13 protein-coding genes are annotated in these 17513 nt (G+C 52.5%); 4 read left to right on the top strand and 9 right to left on the bottom strand.

What is annotated here, in order from left to right:
* Nucleotides 1–45: 45 nt before the first annotated feature.
* The 8 genes from B9Z32_RS01140 to glnE form a co-directional block, all read right to left on the bottom strand.
* Complete coding sequence (locus B9Z32_RS01140) at nucleotides 46–657, bottom strand: DUF3833 domain-containing protein (RefSeq protein WP_108419573.1); 612 nt, start codon at nucleotides 655–657, stop codon at nucleotides 46–48.
* Nucleotides 657–1967, bottom strand: a complete 1311-nt coding sequence (locus B9Z32_RS01145; RefSeq protein ID WP_233248015.1) for an MFS transporter — start codon at nucleotides 1965–1967, stop codon at nucleotides 657–659. The genes B9Z32_RS01140 and B9Z32_RS01145 overlap by 1 nt, the downstream gene beginning before the upstream one ends.
* Complete coding sequence (locus B9Z32_RS01150; protein ID WP_158268158.1) at nucleotides 1964–2503, bottom strand: chalcone isomerase family protein; 540 nt, start codon at nucleotides 2501–2503, stop codon at nucleotides 1964–1966. Before B9Z32_RS01150 ends, B9Z32_RS01145 begins: the two co-directional genes overlap by 4 nt.
* A gap of 1 nt (nucleotide 2504) precedes the next feature.
* Nucleotides 2505–3728 (bottom strand): cyclopropane-fatty-acyl-phospholipid synthase family protein, encoded by a 1224-nt coding sequence (locus B9Z32_RS01155; RefSeq protein WP_108419576.1) that lies wholly within the window; start codon nucleotides 3726–3728, stop codon nucleotides 2505–2507.
* Nucleotides 3729–3730: 2 nt separating this feature from the next.
* Nucleotides 3731–4561: a DUF1365 domain-containing protein gene (locus B9Z32_RS01160; protein WP_108419577.1), complete on the bottom strand. Its 831-nt coding sequence runs from the start codon at nucleotides 4559–4561 to the stop codon at nucleotides 3731–3733.
* Nucleotides 4558–5853, bottom strand: coding sequence for an NAD(P)/FAD-dependent oxidoreductase (locus B9Z32_RS01165; RefSeq protein ID WP_108419578.1), 1296 nt, complete (start codon nucleotides 5851–5853; stop codon nucleotides 4558–4560). Before B9Z32_RS01165 ends, B9Z32_RS01160 begins: the two co-directional genes overlap by 4 nt.
* 26 nt (nucleotides 5854–5879) lie before the next feature.
* On the bottom strand, nucleotides 5880–6473 hold the full coding sequence (locus B9Z32_RS01170) for a glutathione peroxidase (protein ID WP_108419579.1): 594 nt from the start codon (nucleotides 6471–6473) through the stop codon (nucleotides 5880–5882).
* A gap of 81 nt (nucleotides 6474–6554) precedes the next feature.
* A complete protein-coding gene (glnE, locus tag B9Z32_RS01175) occupies nucleotides 6555–9290 on the bottom strand; it encodes a bifunctional [glutamate--ammonia ligase]-adenylyl-L-tyrosine phosphorylase/[glutamate--ammonia-ligase] adenylyltransferase (RefSeq protein WP_369909251.1) in 2736 nt (911 codons plus the stop codon).
* A gap of 40 nt (nucleotides 9291–9330) precedes the next feature.
* Here glnE and B9Z32_RS01180 point away from each other — a divergent pair, with 40 nt between their 5' ends.
* The 3 genes from B9Z32_RS01180 to B9Z32_RS01190 are packed head-to-tail and all read left to right on the top strand — an operon-like array spanning nucleotide 9331 to nucleotide 16108.
* Nucleotides 9331–13362 (top strand): YhdP family protein, encoded by a 4032-nt coding sequence (locus B9Z32_RS01180; protein WP_108420910.1) that lies wholly within the window; start codon nucleotides 9331–9333, stop codon nucleotides 13360–13362.
* A gap of 21 nt (nucleotides 13363–13383) precedes the next feature.
* Nucleotides 13384–15444, top strand: a complete 2061-nt coding sequence (locus tag B9Z32_RS01185; protein WP_108419581.1) for a nitrogen regulation protein NR(II) — start codon at nucleotides 13384–13386, stop codon at nucleotides 15442–15444.
* Between the two features lie 19 nt (nucleotides 15445–15463).
* Nucleotides 15464–16108: a response regulator transcription factor gene (locus B9Z32_RS01190; protein ID WP_108419582.1), complete on the top strand. Its 645-nt coding sequence runs from the start codon at nucleotides 15464–15466 to the stop codon at nucleotides 16106–16108.
* A gap of 29 nt (nucleotides 16109–16137) precedes the next feature.
* Here the strand turns inward: B9Z32_RS01190 and B9Z32_RS14280 are convergent, their stop codons facing one another.
* Nucleotides 16138–16608, bottom strand: coding sequence for a hypothetical protein (locus tag B9Z32_RS14280; RefSeq protein WP_369909254.1), 471 nt, complete (start codon nucleotides 16606–16608; stop codon nucleotides 16138–16140).
* Nucleotides 16609–16693: 85 nt separating this feature from the next.
* Here B9Z32_RS14280 and B9Z32_RS14285 point away from each other — a divergent pair, with 85 nt between their 5' ends.
* Nucleotides 16694–17500 carry a murein transglycosylase A gene (locus tag B9Z32_RS14285; protein ID WP_369909256.1) on the top strand — a complete coding sequence of 269 codons (807 nt, stop codon included), beginning with the start codon at nucleotides 16694–16696 and terminating at the stop codon, nucleotides 17498–17500.
* Nucleotides 17501–17513 lie beyond the last annotated feature (13 nt).

The raw sequence follows: 17513 nt of genomic DNA on the forward strand, positions 1-17513 counted from the left end.
TGAGCGTGCTTGCTTTAGGAACTTCTATTTTCGCGGTTTGAAGACTCACGGCTTAGCTCCTACAGAAGCTTCACGCCGAGAAAACGACAAGGTCACTTCGCCCAAAGTCACGCCCAGCTTGCTCATGACGGCTTTGTTCAACATGACACGGTCGTTCATCAAAAACATCCAATCGTCAAATTGAACTTCCCACACCTTGCCATCGACAGGCAAGGCCAAGGTGTATTGCCATTGGAATGCATTGCCTTTGGTTTGGCCTGTGGCCATGCCCACCACATCGTCTGCACGGCCCTCATAGCGGCCATTGGGCAAAGCCTTCAAGCGCCAAACTCTGCGCTGCAGCGTGCCGTCTGAATAGGTGAATGCTTCATCCAACACGCCTTCATCGCCTTGCCATTGGCAATCGATGACGACCGTGAACCGCTTAACCACACGGCCGCTGCGATCTGTGAAAATACCCCAAGCATCCACGGTGCCTGTGAAGTACTTGCGCAAATCGAGGACGGGCGTTTCAGCGGCATAGTCTGAAATTTGAGGCCCTGCACAAGCCGACAAGGCCAAAGCACTGCCTGTTGCCAAACCCAATGTGCCTGCACGCGCCACCCATGGTGCGGCCAAGCCTTGAGTCAAATTTTGTAACCACAAACGTCGATTCATCAATCTCTCCTAATTGCCGGCTGAAGCGCTGGCTGTTGAATCCAAAAAACATACAAAGTGGCGAGCGCCAAAAGTTTCAAGACACACGGCAACACGCCATAGGCCAAAGACAAAGCACTCAAACCTTCTGGTGTTTGCGTGCCCGGCGTATAGCCCCAGTAAGACAAGAGCGGCAAACAAATGCCTGCCGCCAAAGCCAAATTCAATTTGCTGGCCAAGTTCCACCAGCCTAAATAAAGGCCTTCGGCTCGGCCACGATGGCCCAGCGTGTCAATCACCCGATTGAGCAGGGCCGTGGGCACCACCAAATCGGCGCCCAATGCAATGCCAGAGGCAATGCAGACCGCCAGAAAAGCCATCTCATCGCCGGGGCCAAGAAAGCCAACACCCGCAAAGCTCACAATGGCCAAAGCCATGCCAAATAACCACGTTTTGGGCAAGCCGTACATGCGCACAAATTTGAGCCACAAGGGCAGAGACAAAGTACCAGCTAAAAAATACGCCCCCAAGAACAAGGGTGACATGTTTGCGGAAGCTTGGATTTGATCTTCAACAAAGAACATCACCAAACTTGCAGGCACAGCGCTGGCGATGCCGTTGAGCAAAAAGACGATCAAAAGTTTTCGAAAGCTGATTTGACGCAGTGGCAAGTAGTTGTCTTTGTCGGCACTGCCGTTTAGATGGGTGTTGGCATCGCTGCCCGAAAGGGTGCGCGCCTGATTCACCACCAAGGACCACAAGAAGAGGCCCAAGAAAAGCATGACGCCCAAAAAAAACGTGGTGGGCAACCAACCCGCCATGACCGGGAGCGCAGAGGCCGTGACCACACCCACCAAACCTGCGCCTTCACGCCATGCAAGCACTCGGCTTTGCTGGCTGGCCCCACCGCCCAAGCGCGACGCCCAAGCTTGATGGAGGATGCTCAAGCCACTGAAGGTCAGATGACACAGCGTCACGCAAACAGCCACCCACATCACGTATGAAAATGGTTCATCGAAACTGGGCGGGAAAAAAAGTGCAATGAAGGACAGAAACAAGCCGACGGCATAGGCCACTGCAACACCAACAACATGAGCTGTAGATTTGGCATACAGCGCATCGCTGAAGCGTCCTAAGAGCGGATCAATCAAGGCATCGGCCAAGCGGCTGAACAACAACACTGCGCCTAAACTGGCCAGGGGCACCGCAAACTGCGTGGCATAAAAATGCGGCAGGTTGACGTACATGGGCAGCGCCACAAATGCCAATGGCAGCGCTAGCAAACCAGCACGAAAGCTCAGGCCATGCGAAGCTTGGGGCTGCGAGCTCATAGACCCTTCATCCATGCTTGGCGAATAGCCGGCGCAGAGGTCGACTCGTGCATCCAAATTCCAAAAAAGAGTTGAGCAAACATCGGATCTTGAATGCGGCCCAGCACTTTGTCATTGAGCAAAAATTCGGCGCCAACATTGGGGACATAAACACCCAACAGGCGGTCTCCCTTTTGAACATTGGGAAAAATATCTTGCATGGCTTTCAACCAGTTGCTTTCTTGTTCGCGAGAAAATGAGCCAACTTTGCGCATTTCATCTATGGAGCGTTTTGCAATGGCCGCACCCTCCAAGCTTCTCAAGTAGGACAATTCCAAACCAAAAGAATGATCTGTATAGCTGGGAATTGAAAAGCCAGGGCGAACCCACAAGCGCGCGTCGTAAACGTCAAAACCCCAAACGGTCAAACGTTGTTGCTTTGAAGGTTTGGCGCCAGGAATTACGACTGACGAGGCTTGCACTGAAAGGCCTACACACATACTGGCCCACAAAATGACCATGCTCGACAAGCTGCGCAAAGGCAAACGAAACCACATATCAGGCCCTTTTTTGCAAGGTAAATTGCACGACATCGGTGTTGGCTTCGTCGAAGGCGGCTTCACAATAGGCCAAATAAAACTCCCACAAGCGCAAGAACTTGGCATCAAAACCCAGCTTTAAAACTTGCAACTCTTGCGCCATGAAATCATGCCGCCAACGCCTTAAAGTTTCTGCGTAGTCGGGGCCAAAGCTCAACTCATCAATCACCTCTAGGCCTGCCAAACGTGCTTGTCGTCTGAATTCGGAGGGGCTTGGCAAGCATCCACCAGGGAAGATGTACTGCTGAATGAAATCCGTCGACTTCAAATAGCGGTCAAACAGAGCGTCGTCAATCACAATGCTTTGGATGCACGCTTTACCGCCCGTCTTGAGCATTTTGGCAATGGTTTGAAAGTACGTGGGCCAGTACTCTTTGCCAACCGCTTCAATCATCTCGATAGAGCACACGGCGTCGTAGGGGCCATCGTCAATGTCGCGGTAATCTTGTAAACGCAAATCTGTTTTTTCAAGTTTGCCGTTCGAGGCCATGCGTGCCTTGGCAAAAGCCAATTGTTCCGTAGACAAAGTCACGCCTGTCAAACTTGCACCAAAGTCTGAGGTGGCCATTTCGGCCAAGGCACCCCAGCCACAGCCAATTTCCAACACGCGCGAGCCTACACCCACATCGGTCATGCGCAAAGCACGGCGTACTTTGGCGCGCTGCGCTTCGGCCATGCTTTGATCAAAGTCGCCTTCAAACAAAGCCGAAGAGTAGTTCATGGTGCCATCTAACCAGAGCTCATAAAAAGCATTGCCCAAATCGTAATGCGCATGAATGTTTTTTCGGCTGTTGGCTTTGTGATTTCGATTCAGCAAGTGCTTGATGCGGTAGGCCATGCGACCCCACCAGGTGCCAAAAATCAAATCGTCTACCACGCGTCTGTTTTGAATCATGACGCGCAGCAAATCACTCAGAGAAGGCGTGCTCCAGTCGCCTGCAATGTACGACTCTGCAAACCCAATGTCGCCAGACTTCATGCTGGCTGTGAACGCATTCCAGTTTTGCAAACTGATGGCGGCATGCAGCGTGGAGGATTTCCCAAAGACTTTGGTGCTGCGGTCTGGAAACTGAACGGTGAGGGTGCCATGCTCCATTTTTTCGAGGAGTTGCAAAACTCTGCGGACGGCCATGGGCGCAGATAAAGTATCAAAGGTTGGGCTGCTTGAGGTGCTAGTGTTCATGTTCAGCTGGTTTTGGAAATGACTGTTGTAGATACTTGCGCGCGTGAAACGTCTTGAAGCGGCGGTTCTGGCTTGGCAAAAAATGGCACACGCTTTAACCAAAGGAGCAAGGCATGCCAGTGAATTCGAAACATCACGGCTACGGTAAACAAGGGATAACGCCAAAGGGTGCGGCGAATTTCTTCTTGTGTAGCGGGCACCAAGGTGCCACTGATGCTGGTTTGAATTAAGGGGCCATTGGCGTCGTCGTGGTCAACCCTGGCCACAAGCCGCTCCGATGCAGTTCGCATAAAGCGAAATCGATACTGACCGGAAACCTCACAAAAAGGCGACACATGAAATATTTTTTGGGCCAATTCAGTTTGGCCAAACTTGGGCTGGGGCAACAAATAACAGTGCCGTTCGCCAAAGGTGTTGTGAACTTCGGCCAAGATGGCGGCCAAGGTGTTGTCTGCTCTGTGGCAATACCAAAAGCTCACCGGCTTGAAGGTGTAGCCAAATACTCTGGGAAAAGTTTGCAGCCAAATTTCGCCATGGGCATCTTGAATGTTTTCTCTTTCAAGCAACTCTTCAATCCATCCCAGCGCGCCGCCCTGTTCTGGGGTTCTAGCATCACCGTGGTCAACGTCAAAAAACGAAAGCATGCCCGCTTGGTTGATGGCCAAGTCAGTTTTCTGGCCTTTGTCTAAACTCAATGGCCCAACTTGGATGGCCTTCAAAGCCCTCATGGGCAACATCAAAAAGTAAGCGCTGTAATCAAAGGCGTGTTGTGTGGGTCGCAGGCGGACATGCCGCACTTGACCATGGCCAATGAGCACGCCACCGGTGGTCATGCATGCACCTTTTTCAAAAGCTCGCGGGCCGCCGACAAGCCTGATTTCAAGCCATCTTCATGAAAACCATAGCCTAGCCATGCGCCTGCATACCACGTGTGTTGCTGGCCTTGAATGAGGTGCATATTGTGTTGTGCATCAATGGCGGCCAAGTCAAACACGGGGTGCGCGTATGCAATTGTTTGAATGGTTTTTTCGGGGTCAATGGCTTGGGTAGGGTTCAGCGACACCACCACCGCCTGCGAGTAAGGTAAAGGCTGCAACTTGTTCAACAAATAGTGCAAGCAAACTCGCGTGCTTTCCAATTGATCGCTTGCAGCGCGCGCGTAATTCCAAGCGGCCCAAGCCTTGCGCCGGCTTGGCAAGACTTTTTCGTCGGTATGCAAAACCGCCACATTGTCTTGGTATCGAATGGCTGATAAATTTTTCACTTCGGCAGGACTGGGTTCTCTTAATAGACGCAGCGCTTGGTCGGAGTGAGTACAAATGACCACCTCATCAAATCGTTCTGCATGACCCTGTGTGATCACGCGCACACCTTGTTCGTCGCGCTCGATCAATTGAACAGGCGTGTTCAAGCGTTTGTCTGCGATCTTGCTGACTATTTTTTCAACATAGTTGCGCGATCCACCCTTTACAGTGAACCAGCGCGGTCGATTGGTCACTTGAATCAGGCCATGGTTGTGACAAAACCGAATCATGGTGGCCACAGGAAAAGCCAACATTTGATCGGTGGGGCAACTCCAAATGCAGCCCATCATGGGCAGAAAATACCAACTCTTGAAGGCATCACCAAAGCCATGCTGCTTTAAGAACTCAGAAAGTGGCTGACGCATTTCTCGTTCTGATTGTTGTTCTGCAATTTGCGTACACAGCTTGTTAAAGCGCACCACATCGAGCAACATCTTTAAAAACTTTGGCCGGCCTAAGTTGCGGCGCTGCGCAAACACCGTGTCTAAATTGCTACCACTCCACTCGAGTGTTTCCCGACCCCAAGCATTGGGCGCCTGAACAGAAAACGACATATCGGAGAGTGCGGTTTCAACACCCAACTCCTCAAACAACTTGATCAGGTTGGGATAGGTTCTTTCGTTGAAAACCAAAAACCCGGTGTCTACGCCATAGGTGAGCAAGCCATTTTCTGTTGGCAAACTAATGTCGACTGTGTTGGCGTGCCCGCCAAAATAAGCGCCCGCTTCCAACAAGGTGATGTCGGCCTTGCCTTGCAAGCTGTGTGCAACGCCTAGGCCCGAGATGCCTGAACCTACAATGGCAATCTTTTTGTTTTTCAAGGTTTGAATCTTTCTGACGTAACAAGTTAGGAGGCTTTTTGTCCTAAGCTTTTCTCAATCGCTTGCGTCAAGCCTTTGTTTTCGGGGCTTGTCATGCTGTTGTAGCTGTCAATCAAACGGCCATCACGGCCGATCAAATATTTGTAAAAGTTCCACTTAGGTCTTTGGCCTGGCTCTTTGGCGAGTTGTTTGAAAAAGGGCGCGGCCGCTTCGCCCGTCACAGAGGTTTTGGTGAACATGGGGAACTTCACGCCAAAGGTGTTTTCGCAAAACTCTGCAATGTCTTGGTTAGAGGATTTTTCTTGCGCAAAGTCGTTAGAGGGAAAGCCCAAAACGACCAAGCCTTTGTCTTTGAATTTGCTGTGCAAGGCTTCGAGGCCCTTGTACTGCGATGTAAAACCACAGTAGCTGGCCGTATTCACCACCAAGATGACTTTGCCACTGTACTGACAAAGCGACTGAGGCTTTTCGTCTTGCAGTCTTGGAAAGGTGTGGTTTAACAAAGCAGGGCATGCCGCCGATGAGGCGACGTTGGTGGCGGGCGTCTGCGCCCAAACCATGGGCATGGCCAACACCCCAAGCAAGAAGAAGCAAGGTTTGAACGTGTTAAAACTTGGCATAAACTGTCCATTCTGTTTTGTGACTGGACAGTTTACTTTTTTTTATTTAACTTGTCACGAACTGATTAAAGGCTTTTTTGATTAGGGAAATACCGCCGCCCACAAGGCCAGAATGGCCTCTCTTTCAGCGTGCAAAGCGGCCTGGGAAACTTGCGTTGGCTCCTCATTCAACCGCGCCTTGTGTTGCACACGGCGCAACTCCCGGTAGGCCGATGCTGCCTTGAACCCCACGCCATGGGGCAACAAACCTGCTTTTTCTGCACTCTGAAGCAGAGCAATGTTGCCAACGTTGTGGGCCATTTCGGGGTGCTTGGCTGAGTGCATCAAAACCAAATACTGAACCGCAAACTCCGCATCGACCATGCCACCAGGACTGTGTTTCACATCAAACAGTTCTGACTTGATCGCGTGGGCAGAGCGGACTCGGATGCGCATGGCCACAATTTCAGACTTCAATGCAGACTCATCGCGAGGGGCACTGATGACGGCGCGTTGAACCTCTTCAAACTGCTTGGCGATGTGCTCCTCGCCCATTACAAAGCGGGCCCGTGTCATGGCTTGGTGTTCCCAAGTCCAGGCTGTATTGCTGCCCCTTTGTTGTTGGTAATCGGCATACGCCGCGAAAGTGGTTACCAACAAACCTGAGCTTCCGTTGGGTCTCAGTGCGGTGTCAATTTCAAACAAGTCGCCTTCTGCAGTTTTGACCGTGAACCAATTGATGAGCTTTCTAACAAAGGCGCCATAGACCTCTTGAGCCCTTTCATCGGCGTCTTCGTAGACAAAGACAATGTCCAAATCACTGCCATACCCCAGCTCTTTGCCGCCCAATTTGCCATAGGCAATGATGCCAAATTGAGGCGCTTCACGGTGCCTGCTTTTCAGGCACGACCAACACCATTGCGCCGTGATGCGCAGCACTGCGTCGGCCATGGCGCTTAAATCGTCGGCCACCTGCTCAACCGACAGGCGCCCTTCAACATCACGCGCCAAGGTTCGAAAAACCTCTGCGTGGTGAGCTCGGCGCAGCAAATTCAACAAGTTTTCCTCGTCATCTTCGCCTGTTCTTTTTAAGGCTGCTCGACGCGCTTGCAATTCAGCTTCAAAGTCTTGGGCCACAAACCTCTGTTGCAGCACATCGCCATTGGCCAGCTCATCAATCACGCCGGGGTGTTGCACCAAATAACGCGCAGGCCATTTGGCGGCGCCCAAGAGTCGCAACAGGCGCTCGTGCACGGCAGGGCGCTCGAGCATCATGGCCAAGTAGCTTTCGCGGCGCATCAATGGCTCCATCCAGTCTGCCATTCGCACCACCGCATCCACTTCCACACGACCCTCTTTGAGCCACTGAGCCGTGCGCTGCAACAAGCGCATCAAACGAGCTCTGGCATCGTCTCTCAGGCCTTTGACTTTGGGGCTGTCTTGCCAATGTGCCAAGCGAGCTCGCGCCTCGCCTTTGAACAAATCCAACACAGCCTCAAGTTCGGGGCGCTCACGGCCCGCTTGGGTTTGACAGGATTTACACTCCCGATCACCCCCCAGGAGAATGTCAAATTCATGCGCAACCACTTCACGGTGGGCGTCCAAATCTGACAGGAAGTCACAACCTTCGGTATACCCCATGGTGTTGGCTATCCATTGCAGATCTGCATCTTGTGTGGGTAAAACATGCGTTTGCTGATCATCCAAATACTGAATGCGATGCTCCACTTTTCGAAGGAAAACATACGCTTGTGTCAAAGCTTGCGCCGTTTCTAGGGGCATCAGCCCCGCTTTGGCAATGCGTTGTAGCGCATCGACGGTGGGTCGGGTGCGAAGCTCTGGGAACTGCCCGCCTCGAACCACCTGCAAAAGTTGCACAGTGAATTCAATTTCCCGAATACCCCCGCGCGATAGCTTGACGTCATTGGCGCGCTCAGGATGACCTGCGCTCCTTTTGGCGGCATGATCGCGAATTTGTTGGTGCAAGGTTCTCAAAGACTCAAAGACGTTGTAATCGAGATAACGTCTAAATACAAACGGCAACACCACACTTCGAAGCTTGGCCGCAGAACCATTTTGAACTGCGCTTCGGGGGGCAATCACTCTGCTCTTCATCCAAGCAAAACGCTCCCACTCGCGACCCTGAGCCATCAAATACTCTTCCAAGGCCCCCAAAGAGACCACACTGGGGCCAGAGTTGCCATTGGGCCGCAGCGCCAAATCCATTCGAAATACAAAACCATGCTCGGTGGTATCGCCCACCAAGGTAAAGATGGCCTTGACGGCTCGGCTGAAATACTCATGGACGGAGATCTTGCCCAAGCCCTGAGCATTGCCTGCCGTCTCGCCGTCTTCATCGTAGACATAGATCAGGTCGATGTCGCTTGAAACATTGAGCTCTCGTGCACCCAGTTTGCCCATGCCCACCACCCAAAGCTGGGCTTTTTCGCCATTGGCGAGCAAAGGGGCACCATGCCTTGCGTCGAGGTCATGAAATGCCTGCTGGCAAGCCTCATCTAGCGCCAATTCCGCCAAATGGGTCACCGCCGTGGTAACGACGTCTAGAGGCGCGTCTTGCTCACAGTCCATGGTGAGGAGGCGAGCCATGGTCCATTGGCGCAAGATTCTCATAGCGGGGCCAACCTCGTGGCCCTGCGCGCGCAGTTGTTGGTAGGCTTGCATCAACAAACTTTGATGCGGCACCCCTGCTGGCAAGCTGGCAAAAGTATCTGCATAGCGTCTTTGAAGCCGCTGAAAAAATCGCGATCCTTCAGAGAGTGGTGCTGGGCGCTTTGAATCCATGACTTTGGCTGTCTCAAATGGGCTTGTGGCGGTCATAATTCCCTGCCTAGGTCTTTATGTCCGAATTGTCATTGGAATGCTGAAGTTGTCTGCCATCACCCGAATTACAAGCTCTGCTTTGCGTTTTGTCGCATGGCTCTTGTTGTTGGCTGGCTTTGTCTTGGGAATGGCATGGAGTGCGCTTCATTTTTGGATTGTGCCCCGAATTGAAAACTTCCGACCCAGTCTGGAAAAGATGGCCACTCAGGCCATCGGGGTTCCTGTTCAAATGGGTCAACTGAGGGCGATTTCCACGGGTTGGATGCCCACTTTTGAAATTTACGATCTTGCACTCCTTGACCCAGAAGGAAGACGCGCACTCACTCTGCCCAAAGTTATTTTTGCCATCAGCGTTCGATCGGTTTTGAACTTAGGGGTCGAGCAGTTGGTCATCGACTCCCCCACGCTGGACATTCGCAGAACCGCAAATGGCGAGTGGCGTGTTGCGGGTCTCAAGCTTAAAAAAGACAACTCCCCCGACTCAGCGGCAGCCGACTGGGTTTTTTCGCAAAAAGAAATCCTTGTTCAAAATGGCTCTGTGGTCTGGACCGATGAATTCAACCCCCTTGAAAGAGAAAAGCCGGCCTTGAATTTAAACCAGGTGTCTTGGGTCTTGCGCAATACCGCACGCCATCATTTGTGGCGACTTGATGCCACACCGCCCAATGGTTGGGGCGCGCCCTTCACACTCATGGGCGATTTACGGCGAGGGCTTTTATCGACACACGCTGGCCGAGTGAAAGACTGGAGCGGTCAACTTCATGCCGAGTTTTCAGATGTCGATTTGTCACAGCTAGGCCCCCACTTACCTTGGAAAGTCAATGCCACACAAGGACAAGGCGCTTTGCGAGTGTGGGTCGATTTGAAACTTGGCGACATTCAGCAAGCCACGGCCGATCTGGTGTTGGAAAACGCCAAGGCCCAACTCAGTCCCGAGCTGGAGGCCTTGTCGTTCAAACACATTGCGGGCCGGGTCTCTGCCAAAGCCAAGCCCCATGGTTTTGATTTCTCCACCGAAGGCTTGCGCTTTGACACAGCCGATGGCTTGCATTGGCCTGGTGGCAATGTCAGCCTCTCTTATTTAGAAGCAGATCAAGGCAACAGTGCGCAAGGCCGTTTTCAGGGCGACACTTTGGATTTGCTCGCACTTCGAAACATTGCCCTTCAATTGCCGCTGCCCCCATCCGCTCGGCAAACCCTTCAAGCCCACAAAGTTAGCGGCTTGGTCAACACACTGAACCTTGAGTGGACCGAGAAAGTGATCGGTACCGAAAAAACATTCCAAGTGAACACGGCCAATGGCCGCTTCGACAATTTCTTTTTTGAAGCAGGAAAAAGCGGCACCGAATCCGAAAATTGGCCGGGCATTGAAAATGCCGATATCAGTTTTGACATGACTGCCGCTGGAGGCAACATCAAAGCATCCATCGACAAAGGCGCGCTTCAAATCAATCGACTGTTTGAAGACTCGAGAATTCCGCTAGACAAATTACAAGCCTCTGTGAAGTGGCAGCATGAAAAAAACCAACTGCTCATTCCCGACTGGCAGTTGAGTTTGAAAAACGCCGACGTTTCAGCAGATCTCAAAGGCAGCTGGAAACCCAGTGCACTAGAAGGCAGCTGGGGGGTTTTAGATTTGCAGGGCAACATTCAGCGTGCTGATGCCGCGCGCGTTCACCGATATTTGCCATTGAGCATTCCTCAAAACGTTAGGCACTATGTGCGGGACTCGGTTTTAAAAGGCGCGGTCCAAGGCGTTTCCGTCAAGGTCAAAGGCGACCTCCAACGTCTGCCCTTTGCCAACCCCAAAGACGGCGAATTTCGATTCGCGGGCAAAGTCAAAGATGTTCAATATGCCTATGCTTTGGCCAACAGCACTGAAGGCGTTTGGCCACCCATGAGTGAAGTGAATGGTGACATTGTTTTTGACAGACTCAATTTCAAAGTCAATGGCGCGTCTGGCAAATGGGGCAACACGCCTTTCACACAAATCAAGGCCGAGATTCCCAGCCTCAGCGCGCCAGTGCTGGTCAATGTCCAAGGGGAGTCTAAAGCCAGCGCCAATGTTGTCTTGAATGATTTGCGTTTGTCACCCGTCAACCAAATGCTCAGCGGGGCACTGGCTCAGGCCAGCAGCACGGGCACCGTGTCTTCGCGCTTGAAGTTGTCCTTGCCCTTGAGCTCGCTTGATAAATCAAGTGTTCAGGGATCGGTTGCCTTGAGTGGCAACGACGTGCGCATTCAAAGCGACTTTCCCACCCTTGAAAAGGCTCAGGGCAGTATTCAATTTAGCGAAGCAGGGTTCAGTTTGGTTGGGGTAAACGCACAGTTTTTAGGCGGCCCCATCAAGCTTGAAGGAGGCTCCCGAAAACTCGCACCGCGCAGCACAGAGGCCAACCCATTCTTTCGCATTCAAGGTCAGGTTAGCGCAAGCGGTCTTCGACAGGCCAAAGAATTCAGCACACTCGGCCTTCTTGCTCAGCATGCCACTGGCGCTAGCGCCTACACCGCAAGCTTGGGATTCAAGGGTGGACACAGTGAGCTCAGTATTCAGTCACAACTTCAAGGCGTTTCCCTCAACTTGCCAGCACCATTTGGCAAACGTGCTGATGAGTCGACAAGCTTTAAATATGAAAGCGTGATTCAAAGTCTGAGCAATGTGTCGCCCTACAAAGCGCTGCGAGATCAATTGCAAATATCCTGGGGCTCCGGCTTGTCAGCCTCTTACTTGCGCGACTTGACGGGCACAGAGCCGCGCGTCATCCATGGTCGCGTGCAAGTGGGTCAAGCCATAGCGCCATCTACAAGCAACCCGTCTGAGTCTGGTGTGACGGCCGTTGTCAACCTTCCCTCGTTTTCCATTGACGAGTGGCTTCAAGTGATCTCCCCACCGAAGTCAAGCCCTGCTTCGCATTCAACACAAAATGCAGCACTCAGCTTGGCCACTTCTTCCTACCTTCCTTCTCGCATGTCGCTGAAGGCCAATGAAGTCACATTGCAGGGCCGCCAACTGCACAACGTCTCTGTCAACGGGTCTCGTGAAGGTGCTTTATGGCGCTCCAATTTAGATGCCAGAGAGTTCAGTGGCTACTTGGAGTATCGCCAGTCCAACAGTCAAAATGCGGGGCGTATTTACGCACGCTTGGCTCGCCTGAGCTTGCCGCCCTCTGCCGATCAAACCGTGGAGTCCTTCCTAGAAGACTCCCCCGTGAGCATTCCAGCTTTGGACATTGTGGTGGATGAGTTGGAGTTGCGTGGAAAAAAATTAGGCCGTGTCGAAATTGAAGCGGTCAATGCAGAGCCGGCACAAGCCAAGACAACGACTGGGCGTGAATGGCGTTTGAACAAGCTCAACATCACCACGCCTGAGGCCAGCTTCAAAGCCAGCGGCAAGTGGGCCACTGCGCGAGAGGGTGCTCAGCAAGCCAATACGGAAATGAATTTTCGCTTGGACATTTCAAATGCTGGCGAATTGTTGAACCGATTGGGCACAAAAGACGCGCTGCGAGGCGGGGCTGGTAAGTTAGAGGGCGACGTTCAATGGCAGGGCTCACCAATGACCTTTCACTATCCCAGCATGAGCGGCCGCTTTAACTTGAACATTGGCCGCGGGCAGTTTTTACAAGCAGAGCCGGGTGTTGCCAAGTTGTTGGGCGTGTTAAGTCTTCAAGCTCTGCCGCGCCGTTTGTTATTGGATTTCAGAGATGTGTTCAGTGCTGGTTTTGCGTTTGACACCATTCGGGGCGATGTCTTGATTCAACAAGGCATTGCTACCACTCGCAACCTTCAAATGAAGGGCGTCAATGCCGTGGTGCAAATGGATGGCAGCTCTGACATAGCGCGAGAAACACAAAACTTGCGTGTTTTAATTTTGCCCGAAGTCGATGCGGGCACCGCCTCTTTGTTGGCTGGCATTGCGCTCAATCCCGCTATCGGTTTGAGTACGTTTTTGGCCCAATTGATTCTCAAACAGCCATTGAGCCGCGTCAACACACAAGAGTTTTTGGTTGATGGCACATGGTCCGATCCCCGGGTGACCAAGGTTGTCAACAGCGCTGTGACCCCTTAAGCTTGACCAAAACCTTTGCAAATGGCGCAAGCAGATTCACCTTCATTGCAAAACTCTCACATCCTGTGGCAGTTTTTCAAACAAATCACACGCTCCTTCACCGATCGTCGATTTTCATTGTGGATTGCCCTGGTGGTGCTGGTCGTCGCCCTGCTGGTCACGCTAGTTTGGCTTGCCGGTCGATATGAAGCCAGTCAATACCAAGATGAACTAGACCGCGACACAGCAGATGCCGCAAGTGAGATTCGAAATGGTTTTGATCAAAACGTTTTGATTTTGCAAAACCTGCATGCCAAAGCTCTTTCACAAAAGCTATGGCTAGCGGAAATGACAGACCTGTTGAGTCAAAACAGAGATTGGCTTCGCGTCGAAAAAAGAGACTTGCAAGGCCGCACGCTAGACGTGGTGTCATCGCCTCTCAAGCCTGACTTGTTCAATGACAAATCAGGGATGGGAGAGCACCCTGAAACGCAGCAAGCTTGTTTGCGCGCGCGTCGATTGAATGGCCCTGCCTACTCCAGAAGCTACTTTGTACCTCAATCCAACGGCCGAGGCCTAGAGGTGATGGAGATGTGTTTGCCCATGATCGATCGCGGCAACACAGCGGGGTTCACGCTTTTGACCTACAGCCTGCAAGAAGTTTTGTCTGCGAGGTTGGGTGAGACTTACGGTCAACGCAATCAGCTTTCTTTCGTCGAACCTGACGGCACACGCTTAGCGGTTCACGGCAGCTTGCCTCGCGCAAAACGCTTGTTCACCGCCAAGCAATTGCTCGACTTACCTGGCACCACTCTGATGCTTCGGATGGACGGTCGCCGTGCAGTACCCGACTTGTTGCCCAATATCTTGCCTGCCTTGGTAACGGCCATGTCCTTTGCACTGGTTTCGGTTTTGGTTTTGCTGGTCAAAGACTCACGCCGACGCTTGCAGGCAGAGCGAGACCTGGCCGACGCGCTGGCCTTTCGCAAGGCCATGGAAGACTCCTTGGTGACTGGCCTGAGAGCGCGCGATCTTCAAGGTCGGATCACTTATGTCAATCCCGCTTTTTGTCAGATGGTGGGCTTTGAAGCCGAAGCGCTCTTGGGAAAGTCTGCGCCCATGCCTTATTGGCCACCTGAAATGGTAGGCGAGTATCAACAACGTCAAGCTGTTCGACTGGCCGGCAATGCGCCTCCCAGAGAAGGCTTTGAATCGGTGTTTATTCGGCAAGATGGCACGCGTTTTCCGGTGCTCATTTTCGAGGCCCCTCTAATTAACGTGCTTGGCCAACAAACAGGCTGGATGAGTGCTTTTTTGGACATCAGCGAACAGCGACGCATTGAAGAGCTTTCTCGCTCCAGTCAGGAGCGCTTGCAAGCCACGGCCAGACTTGCCACTGTGGGTGAAATGGCCTCCCTCTTGAGCCATGAGTTGAATCAGCCTTTATCGGCCATTTCGAGTTATGCCACCGGCTCCTTGAATCTTTTGCGGCACCCAGATAATGGCCAAGCGTCCCCCCAATTGAGCGATTTTCAAATGGCGTTTGAGCGAATTTCAGAGCAGGCCAGTCGCGCAGGTAAGGTGATCAACAGCGTGCACGATTTTGTCAGGCGCCGCGATCAAGACAAAGAAGTCGTCAAGCCCCAGGCCATTATTGATGCCGTCATGCCCTTGGTGCAACTTCAAGCACACAAGCTTCATGTGCGCATTCAAACCGAATTAGACCCTCGCTTGCTACCCGTTCTGTGCGACCGCACCATGGTTGAACAAGTTCTTTTGAATCTAGCTCGCAATGGCATGCAGGCCATGGATCACCCAACTTGCCATCAACGCACCCTGACCTTGAAAGTCAAGCGCGGGGCTTCAAGCCAGTCACAAGCTTGGGTGGAGTTTTCAGTGCTTGACTTGGGACTGGGTATCTCTGCCGAAGTGGCGCAAAACTTGTTCACACCTTTTTTCACCACCAAAGCAGAAGGGATGGGCTTGGGACTTAGTTTGTGCCGCACGGTGGTTGAGCAACACGGTGGCCACTTGGAGTTTGAAGACAATAAGCCTTGCGGCACTCTTTTTCGATTTACCCTGCCGACGGCATCTGAAATTTAAGTCCCGCTAAAATCAAATCATGCAACCTGCCCTCAACGCCTGTGTTTTCATTGTCGATGACGATGCCAGTGTTCGCGATGCAATGGCTTGGTTGCTTCGCTCTAGGCGCTTGATGAGCGAGTCTTTTTCCAGTGCCGATGCATTTGAAAAAATGCTGAAAGAAAAGTTTCCAGGCCAGCAAACGCCAGTCCCAACACAAGCCGGTTGCATCTTGTTAGATGTTCGAATGCCTGGTCAAAGTGGCTTGGCTCTGTTTGAAACTCTGATCGATAATGGCCTTGCCCACACGTGGCCCGTGATTTTCTTAACAGGGCACGCCGATGTGCCAACAGCGGTAGACAGCGTGAAGCGGGGTGCCTTTGACTTTTGCGAAAAGCCCTTTTCTGACAATGCTCTGGTTGACCGCGTGGAGCAAGCATTGGCCTTGTCTCAAGAACGGCTAACGGTTCATCAGCAAAGTGCAGGATTGGTCTCGCGACTAGATGAACTCACTGAGCGCGAGCGTGATGTCATGCGCTTGGTGGTCGCGGGCATGCCCAACAAGCTCATTGCTGACCAACTGGACATCAGTGTGCGCACCGTGGAAGTTCACCGTTCGCGCGTTTTTGAAAAAATGGAAGTGAAGTCGGCCGTTGAGTTGGCCAACTTGCTGCGCGAGGTTTGAATGAAAGCGCCCAGCAGCAGCTTTTCTTTTCATTCTTTGTCGGGCGCTTTGTCAGGTAATTTATTGGTGCGCTCTTCTTTGTCGTCTGGCCTGAGCTCGCCCTTGTCTCGACCCGAAAACATGGTCCACCAAACGATCAACACCAGCAGCACCAGCGCCAACAGCGCTTCTAACAGAATCAGGCCCATGCAAAAACTCCTTCGATCGTGCATTGTAGGGAGCATCTGCTTGAGCGTGTGTTGGCTCTTGACCGCTTGTTCTTCGCCAAAAAAGGCAACACCTATTCCGAGTGCGCCACCTCCTTTGACGCCGCCTGTTGCATCTAATCCCGCGCCTTCTGCCCCGCCCCCGCAAGCCACGATTGGCGAAACAACGCCGCCCGTATTGACAAGAGCCAAAAGCAAATGGGTTTTGGCAAACTGGGCAGACTTGCCCGGGCTGAATGCCGACAACTTCAATGAGGCTTGGCTGGCTTGGCGGCAAAACTGCACGCGCAACACGCCCAATTTGCCCCATTCCCAACAGCTTTGCGCTAACGTCAGGCGATTGGAGGGGCAGACCTCAGAAGCCCAAAGAGCCTGGTTGATGCAAAACTTCCAGCCCTATCGGGTAGAGAGTTTGAGTGCCTCGACATCTCCAGCAAACGGACTATTAACCGCCTATTTCGAACCTGTTTTGGAGGCCTCTCGCAGTGCAAAACCTGGGTTTTCCGTCCCCTTGTACGGTTTGCCTGCCAACCTCAAATCGCGTTCTCCTTGGTACAGCCGAGAAGAGATTTCTAAGTTGCCCGCGGCTCAAGCGGCCCTGAAAGGGAAAGAGATCGCTTTCATTGCCGACCCCGTCGATGCCATGGTCCTCCATATTCAAGGCTCTGGCCGGCTGTGGGTCACGCAAAACGATGGCAGCCGAAAGCAAATTCGATTGGCCTTTGCCGGCACCAATGACCACCCCTATCAAAGCATTGGCCGGTGGCTCCTTGATCAAAACCTGACCAAAGACGCCACTTGGCCTGGAATTAAATCGTGGCTTGCACAAAACCCCAAAAGAACCCAGGAGCTGATGTGGCGCAATCCGCGATTTGTGTTCTTTAAAGAAGAGGCCCTTACGGGGCCGGATGCTCTTTTGGGGCCCAAAGGGGCAATGGGCGTTCCGCTCACCGCTGAGCGGTCAATTGCGGTAGACCCCGGAAGCATTCCATACGGGTCTGCGGTCTGGCTTTCAAGCAGCGGCCCTCAAGTCTCACTCAATCGCTTGGTTTTTGCGCAAGACACGGGAAGTGCCATTTTGGGCGCTGTTCGGGCCGACTATTTCGCAGGCTCTGGGGATGCCGCTGGAGAGTTGGCGGGGCGTCTCAAACAAGACATGAGAGCATGGGTTTTACTTCCAAGATAAGCTCAGTCCCTCT

Origin of the sequence: Limnohabitans sp. MMS-10A-178, from assembly GCF_003063375.1 — a bacterium.
In the GTDB taxonomy this organism is placed as follows: domain Bacteria; phylum Pseudomonadota; class Gammaproteobacteria; order Burkholderiales; family Burkholderiaceae_C; genus Limnohabitans_A.

What these genes read in the sequence shown, in the direction of transcription:
- B9Z32_RS01185 (WP_108419581.1), top strand. Translation starts at nt 13,384, where the DNA reads ATGGCGCAAGCAGATTCACCTTCATTGCAAAACTCTCACATCCTGTGG.
- B9Z32_RS01155 (WP_108419576.1), bottom strand. Translation starts at nt 3,728, where the DNA reads ATGAACACTAGCACCTCAAGCAGCCCAACCTTTGATACTTTATCTGCG.
- B9Z32_RS01145 (WP_233248015.1), bottom strand. Translation starts at nt 1,967, where the DNA reads ATGAGCTCGCAGCCCCAAGCTTCGCATGGCCTGAGCTTTCGTGCTGGT.
- B9Z32_RS14285 (WP_369909256.1), top strand. Translation starts at nt 16,694, where the DNA reads ATGCAAAACTTCCAGCCCTATCGGGTAGAGAGTTTGAGTGCCTCGACA.
- B9Z32_RS01180 (WP_108420910.1), top strand. Translation starts at nt 9,331, where the DNA reads ATGCTGAAGTTGTCTGCCATCACCCGAATTACAAGCTCTGCTTTGCGT.
- B9Z32_RS01190 (WP_108419582.1), top strand. Translation starts at nt 15,464, where the DNA reads ATGCAACCTGCCCTCAACGCCTGTGTTTTCATTGTCGATGACGATGCC.
- B9Z32_RS01150 (WP_158268158.1), bottom strand. Translation starts at nt 2,503, where the DNA reads ATGTGGTTTCGTTTGCCTTTGCGCAGCTTGTCGAGCATGGTCATTTTG.
- B9Z32_RS01140 (WP_108419573.1), bottom strand. Translation starts at nt 657, where the DNA reads ATGAATCGACGTTTGTGGTTACAAAATTTGACTCAAGGCTTGGCCGCA.
- B9Z32_RS01170 (WP_108419579.1), bottom strand. Translation starts at nt 6,473, where the DNA reads ATGCCAAGTTTTAACACGTTCAAACCTTGCTTCTTCTTGCTTGGGGTG.
- B9Z32_RS01160 (WP_108419577.1), bottom strand. Translation starts at nt 4,561, where the DNA reads ATGACCACCGGTGGCGTGCTCATTGGCCATGGTCAAGTGCGGCATGTC.
- glnE (WP_369909251.1), bottom strand. Translation starts at nt 9,290, where the DNA reads ATGACCGCCACAAGCCCATTTGAGACAGCCAAAGTCATGGATTCAAAG.